Origin of the sequence: Paraburkholderia bryophila (assembly GCF_013409255.1) — a bacterium.
Classification (GTDB): Bacteria; Pseudomonadota; Gammaproteobacteria; order Burkholderiales; family Burkholderiaceae; genus Paraburkholderia.
Genome location: NZ_JACCAS010000001.1, coordinates 1,709,349 through 1,726,090, shown reverse-complemented (window position 1 = coordinate 1,726,090; position 16,742 = coordinate 1,709,349). Strand labels below are relative to the sequence as shown.

Genomic DNA, 16,742 nt, shown 5'->3' with positions numbered 1-16,742 from the left:
CGCGCAAGCAGGCTGCGTTTAAATCTTCGCGCGGATCAGTGCGCCGAGACGCGCCATGCCTTCGTCGATCTTGGCCGGCGGCACCGTGACGAACGACAGGCGCAGCGTGTTGTGTTGCGGCTCGTTCGCGAAGAACGGTCCGCCCGGCACGAACGCGACATTTTGCGCGACGGCTTCTTCGAGCAGTTTCATGCTGTCGATCTGCGCGGGCAGATCGACCCACACGAACATGCCGCCTTCCGGACGGTTCCAGCTCACGCCTTCGGGCATATAGCGTTCGAGCGCGGCCAGCATGGCTTCGCACTGATTGCGATACAGCTCGCGAATGGTCGGCACGTGCGTGTCGAGGAAGCCGTCCTTGATCACTTCGTACACGATGCGCTGCGTGAAGCTCGGCGTGTGCAAGTCGGTGGCCTGCTTGGCCTGCACCAGTTTGAAGATGAGTTCTTCGGGCGCGATGATGTAGCCGACCCGCAGGCCCGGCGCCAGCACCTTCGAGAACGAACCGAGGTGGACGATATGGTCCGGCGCCATGGAGAGCATGGTGGGCAACGGCTCGCCGGCGTAGTCGAGCGCGCCGTACGGGTCGTCTTCGATCACCGGGAACGGTGCGGTCTTCGCGAACTCGGCGAGCGCGCGGCGGCGCTCGACCGGCAGACGTCGGCCGGTCGGATTCTGGAAATTCGGTTGCGCGTACAACAGGCGCGCGCCGGCCGTCAGTTCGGGCGTGAGGGCTTCGGGAATCAGGCCTTGCTCGTCGGTCGGCATTTGAACGTAGCGCGGCTCGTACATCGAGAACGATTGCAGCGCGCCGAGGTACGTGGGCGTTTCGACCAGCACCGGGCTGTCCGGACAGATCAGCACTTTGCCGAGCAGGTCGAGCGCCTGTTGCGAACCGGTGGTGATCAGCACCTGGCTGGGACGGATCTGCGCACCGTTCACCGAATAGCGCTTGGCAACCCATTCGCGCAGCGGCAGATAGCCTTCGGTCGCGCTGTACTGCAGCGCCGCGGCGGGCGAGTCGCGCAGAATGCGGTCCGATGCTTCGCGCATGCGTTCAGCCGGGAAGGTGGCCGGCGAGGGCAGGCCGCCCGCGAACGAAATGACTTCGGGCCGTTCCGTGACTTTCAGAATCTCGCGAATCGCCGAGCTCGTGAGCTTGCGTGCGCGTTCGGATAGTTGCCACGTGGGGGCTTTCAAGTCGCTTTGGTCCATGGTCTTCCTCTGCTGGTATCGGTGGAACCGGTCAAAACTTCAATTATCGCGCGAGTCGGCGACCCGCGCGCGCTGCTTTAATTAAGGGTCCGTAGACCGTCGGGCGTATCGAATTCGGCGACGAGCGCCGCGGCGCCCTCGGTGGGCTGCAACGCGATCAGATGCGCGGCGCCGAGCCATTGCAACTGCGCCGCGACGGCGTCGGCTTGCGGGTGCGTGCCTTTCAAGGCTTTCAGCGCGATGCCCGAGTCCGCCAGGAACGCCGACGGATGGTGCGCCGAGTCCCACTGAATCAGCGAGGGCAGCACGCCGTCGCCGGCGCCTTGCCAATTGGGGAACGCGCCGTCGTCGGGGACGGAGAGGCCCCATGTGAAATCGCCGCGCGTCATCGGCACGATCGGCGCGATGCGCTGCGGATACTGCGTTTGCCACGCCTGCAGGCGCTTCGGCCGGTCGACCCGCGCGACCCAATGCGACAGGTACGGCCCGCTTTCGAGCCGCGCCTGGGTGGCCGGATCGTCGAGCGCGAACAGGCGGGCGCGCGGCGCGCTGCCGTCGGCCGGCGCGGCGGCCTGCGGATCGATCGCGATCACTTCCAGATACACGTTGCCCCACAGGTTCAGCAGACGGTTGTGGGTCCGCATCAGCGGATGCGCACCGCCGCCGGCCGGTGCGACGCCGAGCGTATCGGCGACGTACTGCGTACCCTCGTCGAGGGTACGGGCGGAAATCACGAGGTGGTCGAGACGAAGCGTATGGGCGGTCATGACGGATCGGGAAACGGGAAACGGGTTGTCTGTGGCCGGCCGGCGCGCGCCAGGGTGGGCGGCTGCGCTGCCGGGGCCGTAAGCATAACCGTTTGCCGGATCGGCGGGCCATGCGCGGGGTGTTTTCGGCGGGTCGTGCCGGTTCGCTGGCGGCCGGTGGGACGTCCGTCCCATCGCGGCCGGGTCGCGTTGCCCCGTTGCTTCTCTCAAAATGTAGCGGCGACGACCAGCACAGTAACGGTACAATCGATTCGATACTTTCCAGTACGCCTGTACGACGTCCTGAGCGACGTTCGCTCGGGGAACAGTTGGAGCCTGTCATGTCCGTCCCGCTTGCCCAGATTCCCACGCCGCACGACACCACTTCGATGACGCTGGTCGAACAGCTCGTCCAATGGGCGCGCCGCCGCATCGAGGAGCGCGTGTTTCGTCCCGGCATGCGCATGCCGTCGATCCGCAAGCTCGCGCTGGACAAAGGCGTGTCGCGCTTCACCGTGGTCGAGGCCTACGAGCGGCTGGTCGCGCAAGGCTATCTGGAGTCGCGGCGCGGTTCCGGGTTTTATGTGCGCGAGCGCTTGAGCGGCGTGGCGCTGGTCGAGACGCGCGCGCCGAGCATCGCGACGCCCGAGCCGGCCGCGCTCGACGTGGTCTGGCTGCTGCGCAACATGCTGCACACCGGCGCGCGCTCGGAGCGCAGTCCGGGTCTCGGTTATCTGCCGGTGCGCTGGCTCGACGGCGACCTGATCACCAACGCGTTGCGCACGCTCGGCCGGCAAAGCGGCGCGCAGATGCTCGGCATCGGCACGCCGCAGGGGTTTCTGCCGCTGCGCCAGCAGTTGCAGACGCGGCTCGAGGAGCTGGAGATCGGTGCTTCGCCGGACCAGATCGTGATGGTGTCCGGCGTCACGCAGGCCATCGACCTGATCTCGCGCATCTACGTGAAACCGGGCGATGCCGTGATCGTCGGCGATCCGGCGTGGTTTCAGATGTTCGGGCGCTTCGTGTCGCAGGGCGCGCGGCTGGTCGGCATGCCGTACACGCCGGACGGCCCGGACCTCGACGCGCTCGAAGCGCTGGTCGAGACGTGGCGGCCCAAGATGCTGGTGATCAACTCCGTGCTGCAGAACCCGACCGGCACGTCGCTGACGGCGGCCCAGGCGTTCCGCATTCTGCGGCTCGCCGAGGCGTACGACTTCATCGTCGTCGAGGACGATATTTACGGCGACCTGTGTCCGCCGAGCTATCCGGGCACGCGGCTCGCGAGCCTCGATCAGTTGAAGCGGGTGATCTACCTCGGCAGCTTTTCGAAGACGCTCGCGCCGAATCTGCGCGTCGGCTTTATCGCGTGCGCGCTGGACGTGGCGCGGGCGGTCAGCGATCAGAAGATGCTGGTCGGCATGACCAGCCCGGAACTGAACGAGCGGGTGCTGTACAAGATTCTGACCGAGGGCCATTACCGGCGGCATGTCGAGCGGCTGCGCGTACGGCTCGACGGCGTGCGCGAAAAATCCGTGCGGATGCTGGAAAAGACCGGCCTGAAGCTGTTCCTGACGCCTGCGGCCGGCATGTTCCTGTGGGCCGATACCGGCGTCGATGCCGGCGCGCTGGCGGCGGCCGGTCACGAAGCCGGCTTTCTGCTGACGCCCGGTAGCCTGTTCTCGCCGCAGCAGTCGCCGACCACCTGGATGCGCTTCAATATCGCCAACTGCGGCGATCCGGAACTGGCGACGTTTCTGTCCCGCTATCTCGACGGGGTCGCACGCCGCGCCTCTTGAAACCGGGCGGCCTTGCCCCAAAATACGCGGACAATCCGGTAGCCGCCGAATCGACGAATCGACTCGGCGTACCGACAGCCGGCGCTGCGCGGCCGCTTGCACTGGTCGCACCGGCCGCGCCAGGCATTCCGCATTACCCTGATTTGAATCCCATTCGTAACAGAGAGGAAGTCCGACCATGGCACAAGAAACCATGAGCTTTCAGGCAGAAGTGAAACAGCTTCTGCACCTGATGATCCATTCGCTGTACAGCAACAAGGAAATTTTCCTGCGCGAGCTGATTTCGAACGCGTCCGACGCGGCCGACAAGCTGCGCTTCGAAGCGATCGAAAACAGCGCGTTGTACGAAGGCGATTCGAACCTGCGGATTCGCGTGGCGTTCGACAAGGCCGCCCGCACCGTCACGATCGACGACAACGGCATCGGCATGAGCCGCGACGAAGCCATCGCCAACCTCGGCACGATCGCCCGCTCGGGCACCAAGGAATTCTTCGGCAAGCTCTCCGGCGACCAGCAGAAAGACGCGGCGCTGATCGGCCAGTTCGGCGTGGGCTTTTATTCGGGCTTCATCGTTGCCGACAAGATCACGGTCGAAACGCGCCGTGCCGGCTTGCCGGCGTCGGACGCGGTGCGCTGGGAAAGCGCGGGCGAGGGCGATTTCGCGGTCGAGAGCATCGAGCGCGCCGCGCGCGGCACGACCATCACGCTGCATCTGCGTGCTGACGAAGACGAACTGCTGTCGTCGCATCGTCTGAAGGCGATCATTCAGAAGTACTCGGACCACGTCGCACTGCCGATCCTGATGCACAAGGAAGAGTGGGACGCGGAAAAGAGCGAGATGGTCACGAAAGACGAAGACGAGACCGTCAATCAGGCCAGCGCGCTGTGGACCCGTTCGAAGAACGAGATCACCGAAGAGCAGTACAAGCAGTTCTATCAGCACCTCGCGCACGACCATCAGGACCCGTTGATCTGGACGCATAACCGCGTCGAGGGCCGCAGCGAGTACACGCAACTGCTGTACGTGCCGACCCACGCGCCGTTCGACATGTTCAACCGCGACAACCGCGGCGGGCTGAAGCTGTACGTGAAGCGCGTGTTCATCATGGACGAAGCCGAGCAACTGCTGCCGGGCTATCTGCGCTTCGTGAAGGGCGTGGTCGATTCGAGCGATCTGCCGCTGAACGTGTCGCGCGAAATCCTGCAGGAAAGCCGCGACGTCAAGACGATTCGCGAAGGCGTGATCAAGCGTTCGCTGTCCATGCTCGAAGAGCTGGCCAATTCGGAAGACGAAGCCGAGCGCGCCAAGTACGCCGGTTTCTGGAAGGAATTCGGCCAGGTGCTGAAGGAAGGCATCGGCGAAGACTTCGCCAATCGCGAGCGGATCGCGAAGCTCGTGCGCTTTGCGTCGACGCATACGGAGACGGCGGAGCAGACCGTTTCGCTGGCGGACTACGTCGCGCGGATGAAGCCCGAGCAAACCAAGATCTACTACGTGACCGCCGATACCTGGCTGGCCGCGACCCACAGCCCGCATCTCGAAGTGTTCCGCAAGAAGGGCGTGGAAGTGCTGCTGCTGACCGATCGCGTCGACGAATGGATGCTGTCGTTCCTGAACGAATTTGACGGCAAGCCGCTGCAAAGCGTGGCGCGTGGCGATCTCGATCTGGGCGCGCTGAACGATGAAGAAAAGCAGGCGCAGGAGAAGGTCGGCGAAGAGTTCAAGCCGCTCGTCGAGAAGATGAAGGAAGCGCTGAAGGACAAGGCGAAAGACGTGCGTCTCACGTTCCGCCTCACCGATTCGCCGTCCTGCCTCGTGGCCGACGACGGTGAAATGAGCGGTTATCTGCAACGCATGCTGAAGGCCGCGGGCCAGGACGCGCCGTCGTTCCATCCGATTCTCGAAGTGAATCCCGAACACGCGCTGGTGAAGGGCTTGCACGCGGACAGCGCGAACTTCGACGACTGGTGCCACCTGCTGTTCGATCAGGCCATGCTGGCTGAAGGTGGATCGCTGGAAGATCCGGCGAGCTTCGTGAAGCGCACCAACGCGTTGTTGCTGGCGCGTGCGCAGTGAGTGCGATCTGACTGGCGTGTAGTTGACGCTGGGCGTTGAAAAATGCGCTGCCGAAAGGCAGCGCATTTTTTTGGCCGCGCCCGAACAGCAGAGCGAGGCTTGGCAAGTGCGCCGGCAAGTGAGCTTGCAAGTGAGCTTGCAAGTGCGCCGGCGAGCGCGAACCTTAGCGGGCCGGAACCGGGCCGTTCAGATGCGTGACCTGCGAGAGCACGCAGCCGGCCAGTTCCTTGGCTTCCTGGCAGGACGCCTGGTCGGCCAGTACCTTTGCCGCCAGACTGCCGATCTTCTGGCTAGTCTGCTTCGACGTGTGATGCTGCGCGAGCGCCGAACCGGCGAGTTCCTTCTCCGTGAACGTAACCGACGAACGCCGCAAAACCAGCGCGGCCAGATGAGCAATTCGGTCAGACGTTTCTTTCGTGTTGACGGTATTCAAGGGTGACTCCTGTAGTGTTAATTATCGATTATGTCGGCCGCCAGGCATGGCCTGTTTGGCTGACCTGAATAAGTATGGGTAACTAACTAAACATAATCAACGACCATAAATTGAGATTGGTTTATGAGACGTAATCACGGGGAATTGTCTTATTCTTCCGCATTCTAAATTCGGATGCCTGAAGGATTTATCGCAATCTTCTAGGTCGCATTTGCGCCGGATCTTATTCAACGAGGACGCGTTCGCGCGTCGACATTTCCCGTGAGTTCCCATGCACGATTCCGCCCTGACCACATCCCCCGCACGGACCGAGCGCCTCGCGGCGCTTGCGCGCGCCTACGCGCTCAACCCTGAGTCAGATCCCGCGCTGCCGCTGCAACTCGCGCTGGCCTTCCGTGAGATTCGCGCCTGGCCGGCGGTGGAACGCATCTGCCGCGAGCGGCTCGCGCGCCATCCCGCAGATGCGGAAATGGCCTGGCAACTCAGTCACGCACAGTGGCAATGCAACGACGCGGCCGCAGCGGAGGCCACCATGCGCGCCGTCGATCGCGCCGCGCCCGGCAATCCTCATGTGTCGGCGGCGATCGGCATGTATCTGGCCGAGCAGGCGCGTTACGACGCCAGCGAAGTGGCGTTGCGAGCGGCACTGGCCCTCGATCCGTCGACGGTCGAGGCGGCCGTCGATCTGGCCGATCTGGAATTGCGGCGCGGCGCATGGGCGAGTGCATGGCTGCGCTTCGAGGCGCGGCTTGCGCGCGTCGACCGCGAGCCCAACAACATCGTCACGGTGATGGCGGCGCTGTGTCCGCGCTGGCGGGGCGAATCGCTGGCGGGTAAAACGCTCGTCGTGCATAGCGAGCAGGGGAGCGGCGACGATATCCAGATGGTTCGTTTCGTCCCGCGAATGGCCGCGCGCGTGCACGCCGAAGGCGGCCGCCTGGTGCTGGCCGTGCGGCGCGCCTTGCAACCGCTGTTCGCGCGTTTTTACGCGGATTGCGTGTCGATCGAGGACGGCCCGCTCGGCACGCCCGACTACGGTTTGCCGATGATGAGCCTGCCGCTCGCGCTCGACCTGCGGCCGGACGAACTACGCGGCGCGCCGTATCTGCACGCCGATGTCGTGAAGATGGCCGCATGGCGCGAGCGGATCCACGCCTGTGCGCCAGCTGCGAAGCGTCACGTCGGTCTGGTGTGGTCCGGCAGCCCGACGCATCGGCGCGATGCGAAGCGATCGATTCCGCTTGCCGCGCTCGCTCCGCTGCTGACGCTGCCGGATGTCGTGTTCCACCCGCTCACGCCCGGCCGTCACGAGGACGTGGCGGCGCTGATCGCGCAAGGCTATCGCGTGTGCGATCTGACGGCGGGCTATGAAAGCGGCTTCGACGACGTGGCGGCGCATCTCGGCGTGCTCGATGCGCTGGTGACGATCGACAGCGCGCCCTTGCATCTGGGCGGCGCGCTCGGGCGCCCGGTCCTTGCGATGCTCGACCACGTGTCGCATTGGTCGTGGGGCACCGAGGAGACGCAGTCCTGGTACGACTCGATCGAACTGTTCAGGCAGCCGCAGCCGGCGCACTGGGCGCCGGTGGTCGAGCGGGTGGTGGCCCGCTTGCAGGCGATACCGGCCTCCAAACAGTAAGCGTGGCGCGTGGTTGGATGTTTTGGGGAAACCGCTGCGGGAAGAGACGGAGACGGTGCGGCCGCCACAGGTTCCTCGCTCAGCGCCGCTATAATCCGACACCATGCCTATCCGTTTCGATGCCGCCGACGCCCACTGGCGCGTTGCTCCTTTACCCGGCTTCAGCGCCGCCCAGAAAGACTGGCTGACGCGCGGCGGTTCGCTGACCGCGCATCTGCGTGCGCTCGGTGCGGTTGCGGTGCGCGTCACGCGTGAAAGCGTCGCGTTGCCGTGGGCCGACGAGTCCGCCGCGCTCGGCCTCGCGCCACGCGCGCCGGTGTGGGTTCGCGAAGTGGTGCTGTCGGTCGACCGCGTGCCGTTCGTCGCCGCGCACAGCGTGACGCCGCTCGTCGCGAGCGTCGGCGTGTGGCAGGCCACCCGGCGTTTGCGCACGCGGCCGCTGGCCGAGCTGCTGTATAGCGACAGCAGCGTCGCGCGTTCCGCGCTGGTGAGCCGGCGCTTGACCGAACGTCATCCGTTGTACCGGTTGGCGGCGCGTGAAATTGCCGCGACCACGGCGTCGCCGCATACGCTGGTCGCGCGTCGCTCGGTGTTTGAGCGTCATGGCGCGCCGTTGATGGTGACCGAATGCTTTCTACCCGCGCTGTGGTCGCATCTGGCGGCAATGGATTCGGCCCGCGTTGATGACGCGAACTCGGCCCAAACAGCGCACCCGGCGCATCCACGTGTGCGCGAGCATGGCCGTCCGCTTGAACACACCGTCTCACGCGCGCACGCCCCCAAGGAGGTTCCGTCAGACGATCCGCCGGTGGAGCGTTCATCCAATGAACGAGACCGCTGATGCTGCGTGGCTTTCCTCCCGTCGTCGCGACGAATACCCATACGCTGATTCTGGGCAGCTTTCCCGGCGAAGCGTCGCTGGTCGCGACGCAGTATTACGCGCATCCGCGTAATCAGTTCTGGCGGTTGCTCGGCGAAGTGCTTGGCGAGCCTCAATTGCATGCGCTCGCTTATGACGCACGTCTCGAGCTCGTGTTGAAGCACGGAATCGGCATCTGGGATGTGCTCGCCGCGTGCCATCGCGAAGGCAGTCTCGATTCGGCGATCCGGAATGCGAAGCCGAACGACTTCGATGCGCTGCGCGAGCATGCGCCGTTGCTGAAGAAGGTGTGTTTCAACGGCAAGACGGCGGGGCGATTTGCGGACGTGATAGGCGAAGCGGGGTATGAAACGCTCGTGCTGCCCTCGTCTAGTCCGGCGAATGCGACACTGTCTTTCGATCAGAAACTGTCGCATTGGCGAGAGATTGTTTCCTGACGTTGTTTCTCAATGGCCGATCTCAACGGCGAATGCGAGCGTTGTGGGACGGTCGCTTTGCAGTAGGATGGAATCAAAACAGAATCGAGGGGAAGCACGCGCGTTTGGGCCTCGTATCTATGGTGGATGGCCGGACGTTAGCGTCCGACTATTAGTGGTTTGATTGCAGGAGAATCACCATGACCGACCCCACGAATGCGGACCTCGTAGCACGAGCCGTCGAGTTGTTGAGTGGCCAGCCGTATTTCAACGTCGCAACCGAGAGCGATGGGCAACCCTGGAATACCCCTGTCTGGGCTGCGACCCGTGGAGGTCTGAGTCTCTACTGGTCATCATGGGTCAAGGCGGTCCACTCGCAGAATATCGAAAAGAATCCACGAGTTTTCCTCACGCTCTTTGACTCAACGCGCAAACGTGGGACTAACAACCTGCGCTGCCTTTATCTTCAATGCACGGCTGCCGCTGTCGTTGACCCAGACGAAGCGCAAGAAGCCGCAGCGCTTCTCTATCCGGGAGAGGTCGTCGAATTGGCCGACTTTCTGGCGGGTGGCCAAAAGCGCTTCTATAGGGCGATTCCAACGCAGGTGTGGCTCAACTGCCTATCGGAACGCGAGCTCAAGCCTTCGATCGTCAAAATGCGCGTTGAGGTTCCATTGGAACTCCTGAAAGCTGCAACCTGACTACTCGCTCAGGCGGACCGCGGGGGCATGCTTCTCATGCACCCCGCGCAGAAGTCGGATCCGTCTATAAGGCGAGCGTGTCCAGTTGCGCATAAGTGCGATGCAGCCACACCTTGACGCGCTGGCGCTCCAGCAAGCCGAGCCCGGTGGCGGCACGGTCCGGATGATTGACTGCCGCCCAGAAGCTCGCGCTCTGTCGATCGATCTTCTGCATCGTCGTATCGGGCAGGTGGCGCAGTGTTATCACGCTGGCGCCAAGTGCTTCGGCCCGCTTGCGCTCGCCCGATGCCTCCAGAATGTCGAAGCGGTCGCCGCGAACTTCGTTTAGCACGAGTACCAGCTTGATGCGTCCGCCGAAATCGTCGAGCCATTGCCGTAACAGATCGACCGAATCGCGCCCGGTGTCCATGACGTGCCACCACGTTAGCGCGAGGCCGTGTTCCTCGGCAAAACCGAATACGTCCGAATCGTCGAGCCATCCGGCGAGCGCCTGCTGCGTCTGGGCCGCGAGATCGACCACAATGCGTCGCTGCGGTTCCGCGATGGCCGATTCCAGGACGGGATCGAGGCTGTCATGCTGGTCGAGAACGGCAGGCGCGGCGAAGTCGGCATAGAACCGCAGCAGCGCGCCATGCGATCTGTCGGTATCGAAGCCCACGAAAGAGACGCTCCGATCGATGAAATACTGGGCTAGCACGCGCGCGACGAGCGATTTGCCCACGCCGCCTTTTTCTCCGCCGATGAAGTGGATATGACTCATGCTTACGGTTCCTGTGTGATGAAGCTGGTAGCGCCGAAACCGAGGCTAGCAGGTTTCGGTGAAGTAACGCCAGTCCGGCGAATGCTATGCTCTCGTTCGACCAAAAATTGTGCCTCTGGCGCGACATCCTCACATGACGAAATTGATCAAGCGCGCTTCGGCCGAAGCGCGCGCCTTCCGCCATCGCGACGCCGATACCGCTGCTACCGGCGGCAAACAGCAAGTCGTGCGCAGCAAGAAGCGCGCGTTGCACGACGACGATCTGCACGACGCGCCGCAAATCGAAGCGCCGCGCAAGCCGCGTTTCGCCCCGGTGACGTTCTCCGAAGAAGGCGGTGTGCGCTTCCTGCATTTCGGCACGGAATGGGTGCAGGGCGCCATGCGTCTGCGCAAGCCGGATCACATCGAACTCGAATATGCGCAGCAGATGATGGCCTGGCTGCTGTTCATCGAAACGCCCAAGCGGGTCGTCCAGCTCGGTCTGGGCGCGGCGGCGCTGACCAAGTTCGCGTACCGTTTCCTGAAGCGCGCCAAGGTCGAGGCGGTGGAACTGAACCCGGCGGTCGTGATTGCCGCCCGCACGATGTTCGAACTGCCGCACGACGACGCACGCCTGACCGTGCACGAAACCGACGCGTGGGACTTCGTCAACGACAGCGCCAACCACGGCACGATCGGCGCGCTGCAGGTCGACGTCTATGACGCGACCGCGCGCGGCCCGGTGCTCGACAGCGTCGGCTTCTACCGCGCGGTGCGCGCGTGCCTGACCGATGCGGGCGTGGTGACGGTGAACCTGTTCGGCGATCATCCGAGCTTCGTGCGCAACATGAAGCGTCTGAACGAAGCCTTCGACGGCCGCGTGATCGCGCTGCCGGAAGTGCACGACGGCAACCGCATTGCGATCGCGTTCTCGGGCCCGGCGCTCGACGTGCCGTTCACGGCGCTGCAAGCGCGCGCGAAGCTGATCGAAGCGGAACTCGGCTTGCCGGCGCGCAAGTGGATCAAGGGTCTGCAGGAATCGACCGGCCAGAAGGGCGACTCGTTCGTGATCTGATGCTGTAAAGGTCGGGCCGGCTGAGGCTGGCTCGACTTCCCCAAGGCTTCGCGCCTCCCCGTTGCGTTCATGCGACGGTTCTTTAGTCCGCTGCACCCCCTCGTTTCCGCTAAATCGCCGCTCCGCGCGCCCCAGCAGCATGGTCGCGCCTCGGGTCGTCCCTGCTTGACCGCATGTTCGCGGCTCCTATACTCTTTCGAAGCTTTCGGGGCGCCCGTGGCTATCCGCAATGGGTTCCACCACCCGTCAAACACGGGCCAACAACATTTCAATAATAGGGAAGAGGAGACGTCATGGCTCACGACGCCGACGCGAACAAGGCCAGCAAGCACTGGCTCTGGTTGCTGCTGTTGCCCTGGATCGCGATGATCTGGGTGCCGTCATACAACAAGGTCGAACCGCAACTGTTCGATTTCCCGTTCTTCTACTGGTATCAGCTCCTGTGGGTGCTGATCAGCGCCGTCATCACGGCGCTCGTGTACTTCAAGACCAAGGCGCGCTCATCGGGCCGTCCGCAAGGGGGCGCACGCTAATGAACGCCACCGCAACTTTCGTCTTCGTGCTGTTTTTCATCGGTGTCACGATTCTCGGCTTTGTCGCGGCCCACTGGCGGCGCGGCGATCTCGCCCATCTGGAAGAGTGGGGCCTCGGCGGCCGGCGCTTCGGCACTATCGTCACCTGGTTCCTGCTGGGCGGCGACCTGTACACCGCGTACACCTTCATTGCCGTGCCGGCGCTGGTGTTCGGTGCGGGCGCAACCGGTTTCTTCGCGCTGCCGTACACGATCCTGATCTATCCGTTCGCGTTCGTCGTGTTCCCGAAACTGTGGAGCATCGCCAAACGTCAGGGCTACGTGACATCGGCGGACTTCGTGTCGGCCCGCTACGGCAGCCGTATGCTGGCTCTCGCGGTCGCCGTCACCGGCATCGTCGCGACCATGCCGTATATCGCGCTGCAGCTGGTCGGTATCGAAGTGGTGATCGGCGCGCTCGGTTTCGACACCAAGGGCTTTGTCGGCGATCTGCCGTTGATCATCGCGTTCGCGATTCTGGCGGCCTACACGTACACCTCGGGCCTGCGTGCGCCGGCCATGATCGCGGTCGTGAAGGACATCCTGATCTACATCGTGATCTTCGCTGCGATCATCGTGATTCCGCCGCAACTGGGTGGTTTCGGGCATATCTTCAGCGTCGTGCCGCCGGCCAAGCTGCTGCTGAAGGCGCCGGACGTGTCGAGCCTGAACGGCTATAGCGCCTACGCCACACTAGCGGTGGGTTCGGCGCTCGCGCTGTTCCTGTATCCCCACTCGATCACCGCGGTGCTGTCGTCGAAGTCGGGTAACACGATCCGCCGCAACATGGCGATGCTGCCGGCTTATTCGCTGGTGCTCGGCCTGCTCGCGCTGCTCGGCTTCATGGCGTTGGCCTCGGGCGTGAAGGACATGCCGGAATTCGCGCCGTACTTCAAGGCGTTCGGCCCGAACTTCGCGGTGCCGGCGCTGTTCCTGCACTTCTTCCCGTCGTGGTTCGTCGGCGTGGCGTTCGCGGCGATCGGCATCGGCGCGCTGGTGCCGGCGGCGATCATGTCGATCGCGGCGGCCAACCTGTACACACGCAACATCCATAAGGAGTTCGTGAATCGCAACATGACGAACGAGCAGGAGACCAATGTCGCGAAGTTGGTCTCGCTGATCGTGAAGGTCGGCGCGGTCGCGTTCATTCTCGGGCTGCCGCTCACGTACGCGATCCAGTTGCAACTGCTCGGCGGGATCTGGATCATCCAGACGCTGCCGGCGATCGTACTCGGCCTGTACACGCGCGTGCTCGACTATCGCGGCCTGCTGGCCGGCTGGGCAGTCGGTATCGCCACCGGCACGTGGATGGCGATTTCGCTGAAGCTCGCGGGCTCGATCTTCACGATTCACCTGTTCGGTCTGGCGATTCCGGGGTATGCGGCGGTGTGGTCGCTGATCGTGAACCTGGTGGTGTCGGTGGTGGTCAGCCTGCTGGTGCGCGCGTTCGGCATGCAGCGCGGCGAGGACCGCACGCGTCCGGAAGATTATCTGGATGTGGTCGAGGGCTAACAGCGTCTGACTGTTTCATCGCAGCATGAATAACGGCGCCCGCGGACGAAAGTTCGCGGGCGTCTGTCTTTATAGGGCCGTCCAGGGCACGATAGCGGAACTGTCTTTCGAAGAATTCGCCGCGCCGCCATGGCCTCTGCCGATTCCCACACCGTGATTCCACGCCGCTCGGCGCTCAGCCGGATGGTGCGCGCGATCACCTCGCCGTACTACCGCTATCGTCACGCGAAGGTGCTGCACAGCCTGCGCGTCGGCCTCGCGATGCTGGTATCGATTCTGGCTACCACGGGTATCGACATTCCGCATGGCATCTGGTCGTCGGTGACGTTGCTGGTGGTGATCGGCGGCTTGCAGCATCACGGCAACATCCGTAAGAAAGCCGCCGAACGCGCGGCCGGCACGCTGCTCGGCGCGACGATCGGACTCGCGCTGATCCTGGTGCAGAATTTCACGGGCTCGTTGCCGCTGACCTATGTGCTGATGTCGATCGTCGCGGCGATCTGCGCGTGGTTCGCGATCGGCTCGTCCGGTTATATCGGGCTGTTGACGGCTATTACGATGTGCATCGTCGCCGGGCATGGCGACAATCTGATCGACGTCGGGCTGTGGCGCACGCTGAACGTGTTGATCGGCATTGTGATCGCGCTGGCGTTTTCGTTCGCGCTGCCGCTGCACGCCACCTATTCGTGGCGCTACGGCATCGCGGCCAATCTGCGCGAATGCGCGCGCATCTACACACGGTTGATCGATGGCGAGACGATCAGCGAGGAAGAACAGGTCCAGCACTTTCTGGCGATCAACAAGCGGCTGGTGCAGTTGCGTGCGCTGATGCCGTCGGTCGCAAAAGAGATCGACGTGCCGCAGTCCAGACTCGATGAGATTCAGCGATTGCACCGTTCGGTGCTCAGCTCGCTGGAACTGCTCGCTACCGGCCCGTTGATGCACGCCGACGCGCTCGCACGCGCCGCGTATGGCGCGCAGTGCGGCGCCGAAGTGCGCGCCGTGCGGGCGATTCTGCTGGGGATTTCGCGTGGCTTGCGCTTCGGCCGGGCGACGCACTTCGGGATTCCGGCCGCGTCGCCGCTCGCGCAGGCGCATGGCGACGCGGCGCTCCGACTGCCGGCCGATCTGCAGGGGCCGTATTGGCTCGGTCAGCGGCTCGCGGAGCAGGTGGACCGACTGCGCGCGCTATTGCTGGAGACCGAGCCGAACTGGAATATCGAACGGCATTCGCGGACCTTGCTGAAGGTTTAGCAGAGTTCGCTGCGTGGGACAGGTTCAGTCTTCCGGCAACGTCACCATCCACATCAGACCGAAACGGTCCACCAGCATCCCGAAGCCCTTGCTCCAGAAGGTCGGTTGAAACGGCATGGTGACCTGGCCGCCGTCGGCGAGGGCGTTGAAGTATTTTTCAGCGACGGCGGGGTCGGCCGTGAGCGACAGCGCGAAGCCTTCCATTTTTGCGGCGGGATCGCAATGACCGTCGGAGGCCATCCAGACGGTCGAACCCATCTTGATCGACGCGTGCATGATCTTTTCTTCGAGGCCGGCGCGCGGCGGGTTATGCGGGTCGGGCGGCGCTTCTTTGTAGCGCATCTTGAGCAGCACTTCGGCGCCGAGTTTCTCGGTGTAATAGTCGAGCGCTTCTTCGCAACGGCCGTTGAAAAACACGTAAGGCTGAACGGACATGATCGTCTCCTGAAGTAGGAACAGCAGGCACCGGCGGCCCTCTGGAAACCGCCACGAGGGACGGGCGTGGTGAAAATTGTAGTCGTCCGTTGCGGCGGGATCGTGACTTTATATCGTAGGGTGGGGCGGGCCTGTAAACGGCAAAAGGCCCCGAACCGTCAGGTCCGGGGCCTTTTGCTTAAGGCTGTTTAGCCGACTGCAATCAACGCAGTGCTTCGATCAGCTTTTCCAGCTTGACGGCATCTGCAGCAAACGCACGGATACCTTCGGCGAGCTTTTCAGTCGCCATGGCTTCGTCATTGACGAGGAAGCGGAACGACGATTCATCCACCGGCACGCGTTCGATATCCGCACCCTGCGAGAGGTCCGCCGACAGCTTGCGTTCGACCTTCTCGGTGCTCTCCTGCAGCTTTTGCAGCAGATCCGGGCTGATGGTCAGCAGATCGCAGCCGGCCAGTTCCAGAACCTGACCCGGCGTGCGGAAGCTCGCGCCCATCACCTCGGTCTTGTAGCCGAACTTCTTGTAGTACGCGTAGATGCGGCGCACCGATTTGACGCCCGGATCGTTGGCGCCGCCGTCTTTCGCTTCGTCCCACGCGCTGCCGGCGTTCTTCTTGTACCAGTCGTAAATGCGGCCGACGAACGGCGAAATGAGTTGTGCGCCCGCTTCAGCACAAGCCGCAGCCTGCGCGAGCGAGAACAGCAGCGTCATGTTGCAGTGGATGCCTTCCTTCTGCAGCACTTCGGCGGCACGGATGCCTTCCCATGTGGACGCGAGCTTGATCAGCACACGTTCGCGGCCGATGCCTTGGTCCTTATACAGCGCGATCAACTCGCGACCCTTGGCGATCGACGCTTCCGTGTCGAACGACAGGCGCGCGTCCACTTCGGTCGACACGCGACCCGGAATGATCTTGAGGATTTCGGTACCGAACGCGATCAGCAACTGGTCGATGATCGCGCCAACCGGCTTCGACGCGTGCGCCTTCACGGTCTTTTCGAGCAGCGGCTTGTAGTCGTCTTTCTGGACGGCCTTCAGAATCAGCGACGGATTGGTCGTCGCGTCCTGCGGCTTGTACTGGGCAAGCTGCTGGAAGTCGCCGGTATCGGCGACGACGGTGGTGTATTGCTTGAGTTGGTCGAGTGCGGTTGTCATGTTCGAGCCTTCAGGGCGCATGCGCGCCGTGGTTCAGGAGAAATGAGATCGCCGCCGGACTGATCGGATTCACAGTGCCGGCGGCCGCGGGTCACGC

At 63.6% G+C, this 16,742-nt stretch carries 15 protein-coding genes and 1 pseudogene; 10 read left to right on the top strand and 6 right to left on the bottom strand.

The window, feature by feature from the left end; genetic code table 11:
• Nucleotides 1–18: 18 nt before the first annotated feature.
• Entirely contained in the window at nucleotides 19–1,215 is a 1,197-nt protein-coding gene (locus tag GGD40_RS07735; protein ID WP_179706065.1) for an aminotransferase-like domain-containing protein, read from the bottom strand.
• Nucleotides 1,216–1,292: 77 nt separating this feature from the next.
• Nucleotides 1,293–1,982: a VOC family protein gene (locus GGD40_RS07730; RefSeq protein WP_179743277.1), complete on the bottom strand. Its 690-nt coding sequence runs from the start codon at nucleotides 1,980–1,982 to the stop codon at nucleotides 1,293–1,295.
• A 320-nt stretch (nucleotides 1,983–2,302) separates the two neighbouring features.
• Here GGD40_RS07730 and GGD40_RS07725 point away from each other — a divergent pair, with 320 nt between their 5' ends.
• Nucleotides 2,303–3,757, top strand: a complete 1,455-nt coding sequence (locus GGD40_RS07725) for an aminotransferase-like domain-containing protein (protein ID WP_179743276.1) — start codon at nucleotides 2,303–2,305, stop codon at nucleotides 3,755–3,757.
• Between the two features lie 178 nt (nucleotides 3,758–3,935).
• Nucleotides 3,936–5,834, top strand: a complete 1,899-nt coding sequence (gene htpG / locus GGD40_RS07720) for a molecular chaperone HtpG (protein ID WP_179706059.1) — start codon at nucleotides 3,936–3,938, stop codon at nucleotides 5,832–5,834.
• Between the two features lie 163 nt (nucleotides 5,835–5,997).
• On the opposite strand, the gene GGD40_RS07715 is transcribed toward htpG, so the two are convergent.
• On the bottom strand, nucleotides 5,998–6,267 hold the full coding sequence (locus tag GGD40_RS07715) for a hypothetical protein (RefSeq protein ID WP_179706057.1): 270 nt from the start codon (nucleotides 6,265–6,267) through the stop codon (nucleotides 5,998–6,000).
• 301 nt (nucleotides 6,268–6,568) lie between these two features.
• Between GGD40_RS07715 and GGD40_RS07710 the strand changes: the two are divergent.
• The 4 genes and pseudogenes from GGD40_RS07710 to GGD40_RS07695 form a co-directional block, all read left to right on the top strand.
• Nucleotides 6,569–7,906 (top strand): annotated as a pseudogene (locus GGD40_RS07710) (hypothetical protein); the annotation flags it as partial.
• Nucleotides 7,907–8,009: 103 nt separating this feature from the next.
• A complete protein-coding gene (locus tag GGD40_RS07705; protein WP_179743275.1) occupies nucleotides 8,010–8,747 on the top strand; it encodes a chorismate--pyruvate lyase family protein in 738 nt (245 codons plus the stop codon).
• Nucleotides 8,747–9,223 (top strand): DNA-deoxyinosine glycosylase, encoded by a 477-nt coding sequence (locus GGD40_RS07700; RefSeq protein ID WP_179743274.1) that lies wholly within the window; start codon nucleotides 8,747–8,749, stop codon nucleotides 9,221–9,223. Before GGD40_RS07705 ends, GGD40_RS07700 begins: the two co-directional genes overlap by 1 nt.
• 179 nt (nucleotides 9,224–9,402) lie before the next feature.
• A complete protein-coding gene (locus GGD40_RS07695) occupies nucleotides 9,403–9,903 on the top strand; it encodes a pyridoxamine 5'-phosphate oxidase family protein (protein ID WP_179743273.1) in 501 nt (166 codons plus the stop codon).
• Between the two features lie 64 nt (nucleotides 9,904–9,967).
• Here GGD40_RS07695 and GGD40_RS07690 read toward each other — a convergent pair whose 3' ends face one another.
• The gene (locus GGD40_RS07690; RefSeq protein WP_179706049.1) at nucleotides 9,968–10,663 is read right to left on the bottom strand and encodes a mobilization protein; all 696 of its coding nucleotides are present in this window, start codon (nucleotides 10,661–10,663) and stop codon (nucleotides 9,968–9,970) included.
• Between the two features lie 133 nt (nucleotides 10,664–10,796).
• Here GGD40_RS07690 and GGD40_RS07685 point away from each other — a divergent pair, with 133 nt between their 5' ends.
• The 4 genes from GGD40_RS07685 to GGD40_RS07670 all read left to right on the top strand — a co-directional run bounded on the left by GGD40_RS07685 (nucleotide 10,797) and on the right by GGD40_RS07670 (nucleotide 15,054).
• Nucleotides 10,797–11,717, top strand: a complete 921-nt coding sequence (locus GGD40_RS07685) for a spermidine synthase (protein ID WP_179743272.1) — start codon at nucleotides 10,797–10,799, stop codon at nucleotides 11,715–11,717.
• 293 nt (nucleotides 11,718–12,010) lie between these two features.
• Nucleotides 12,011–12,250: a DUF3311 domain-containing protein gene (locus GGD40_RS07680; protein WP_035552017.1), complete on the top strand. Its 240-nt coding sequence runs from the start codon at nucleotides 12,011–12,013 to the stop codon at nucleotides 12,248–12,250.
• A complete protein-coding gene (gene mctP, locus GGD40_RS07675; RefSeq protein WP_179706045.1) occupies nucleotides 12,250–13,800 on the top strand; it encodes a monocarboxylate uptake permease MctP in 1,551 nt (516 codons plus the stop codon). The genes GGD40_RS07680 and mctP overlap by 1 nt, the downstream gene beginning before the upstream one ends.
• A gap of 129 nt (nucleotides 13,801–13,929) precedes the next feature.
• Nucleotides 13,930–15,054, top strand: a complete 1,125-nt coding sequence (locus tag GGD40_RS07670; protein ID WP_179743271.1) for an FUSC family protein — start codon at nucleotides 13,930–13,932, stop codon at nucleotides 15,052–15,054.
• Between the two features lie 24 nt (nucleotides 15,055–15,078).
• Here GGD40_RS07670 and GGD40_RS07665 read toward each other — a convergent pair whose 3' ends face one another.
• Together GGD40_RS07665 and tal are read right to left on the bottom strand one after the other, a co-directional pair.
• Nucleotides 15,079–15,489, bottom strand: coding sequence for a VOC family protein (locus GGD40_RS07665; protein WP_179706041.1), 411 nt, complete (start codon nucleotides 15,487–15,489; stop codon nucleotides 15,079–15,081).
• A gap of 202 nt (nucleotides 15,490–15,691) precedes the next feature.
• Nucleotides 15,692–16,645 (bottom strand): transaldolase, encoded by a 954-nt coding sequence (tal, locus tag GGD40_RS07660; protein WP_179743270.1) that lies wholly within the window; start codon nucleotides 16,643–16,645, stop codon nucleotides 15,692–15,694.
• Nucleotides 16,646–16,742: the final 97 nt, after the last annotated feature.

What these genes read in the sequence shown, in the direction of transcription:
- GGD40_RS07735 (WP_179706065.1), bottom strand. Translation starts at nt 1,215, where the DNA reads ATGGACCAAAGCGACTTGAAAGCCCCCACGTGGCAACTATCCGAACGC.
- GGD40_RS07730 (WP_179743277.1), bottom strand. Translation starts at nt 1,982, where the DNA reads ATGACCGCCCATACGCTTCGTCTCGACCACCTCGTGATTTCCGCCCGT.
- GGD40_RS07725 (WP_179743276.1), top strand. Translation starts at nt 2,303, where the DNA reads ATGTCCGTCCCGCTTGCCCAGATTCCCACGCCGCACGACACCACTTCG.
- htpG (WP_179706059.1), top strand. Translation starts at nt 3,936, where the DNA reads ATGGCACAAGAAACCATGAGCTTTCAGGCAGAAGTGAAACAGCTTCTG.
- GGD40_RS07705 (WP_179743275.1), top strand. Translation starts at nt 8,010, where the DNA reads ATGCCTATCCGTTTCGATGCCGCCGACGCCCACTGGCGCGTTGCTCCT.
- GGD40_RS07700 (WP_179743274.1), top strand. Translation starts at nt 8,747, where the DNA reads ATGCTGCGTGGCTTTCCTCCCGTCGTCGCGACGAATACCCATACGCTG.
- GGD40_RS07695 (WP_179743273.1), top strand. Translation starts at nt 9,403, where the DNA reads ATGACCGACCCCACGAATGCGGACCTCGTAGCACGAGCCGTCGAGTTG.
- GGD40_RS07690 (WP_179706049.1), bottom strand. Translation starts at nt 10,663, where the DNA reads ATGAGTCATATCCACTTCATCGGCGGAGAAAAAGGCGGCGTGGGCAAA.
- GGD40_RS07685 (WP_179743272.1), top strand. Translation starts at nt 10,797, where the DNA reads ATGACGAAATTGATCAAGCGCGCTTCGGCCGAAGCGCGCGCCTTCCGC.
- GGD40_RS07680 (WP_035552017.1), top strand. Translation starts at nt 12,011, where the DNA reads ATGGCTCACGACGCCGACGCGAACAAGGCCAGCAAGCACTGGCTCTGG.
- mctP (WP_179706045.1), top strand. Translation starts at nt 12,250, where the DNA reads ATGAACGCCACCGCAACTTTCGTCTTCGTGCTGTTTTTCATCGGTGTC.
- GGD40_RS07670 (WP_179743271.1), top strand. Translation starts at nt 13,930, where the DNA reads ATGGCCTCTGCCGATTCCCACACCGTGATTCCACGCCGCTCGGCGCTC.
- GGD40_RS07665 (WP_179706041.1), bottom strand. Translation starts at nt 15,489, where the DNA reads ATGTCCGTTCAGCCTTACGTGTTTTTCAACGGCCGTTGCGAAGAAGCG.
- tal (WP_179743270.1), bottom strand. Translation starts at nt 16,645, where the DNA reads ATGACAACCGCACTCGACCAACTCAAGCAATACACCACCGTCGTCGCC.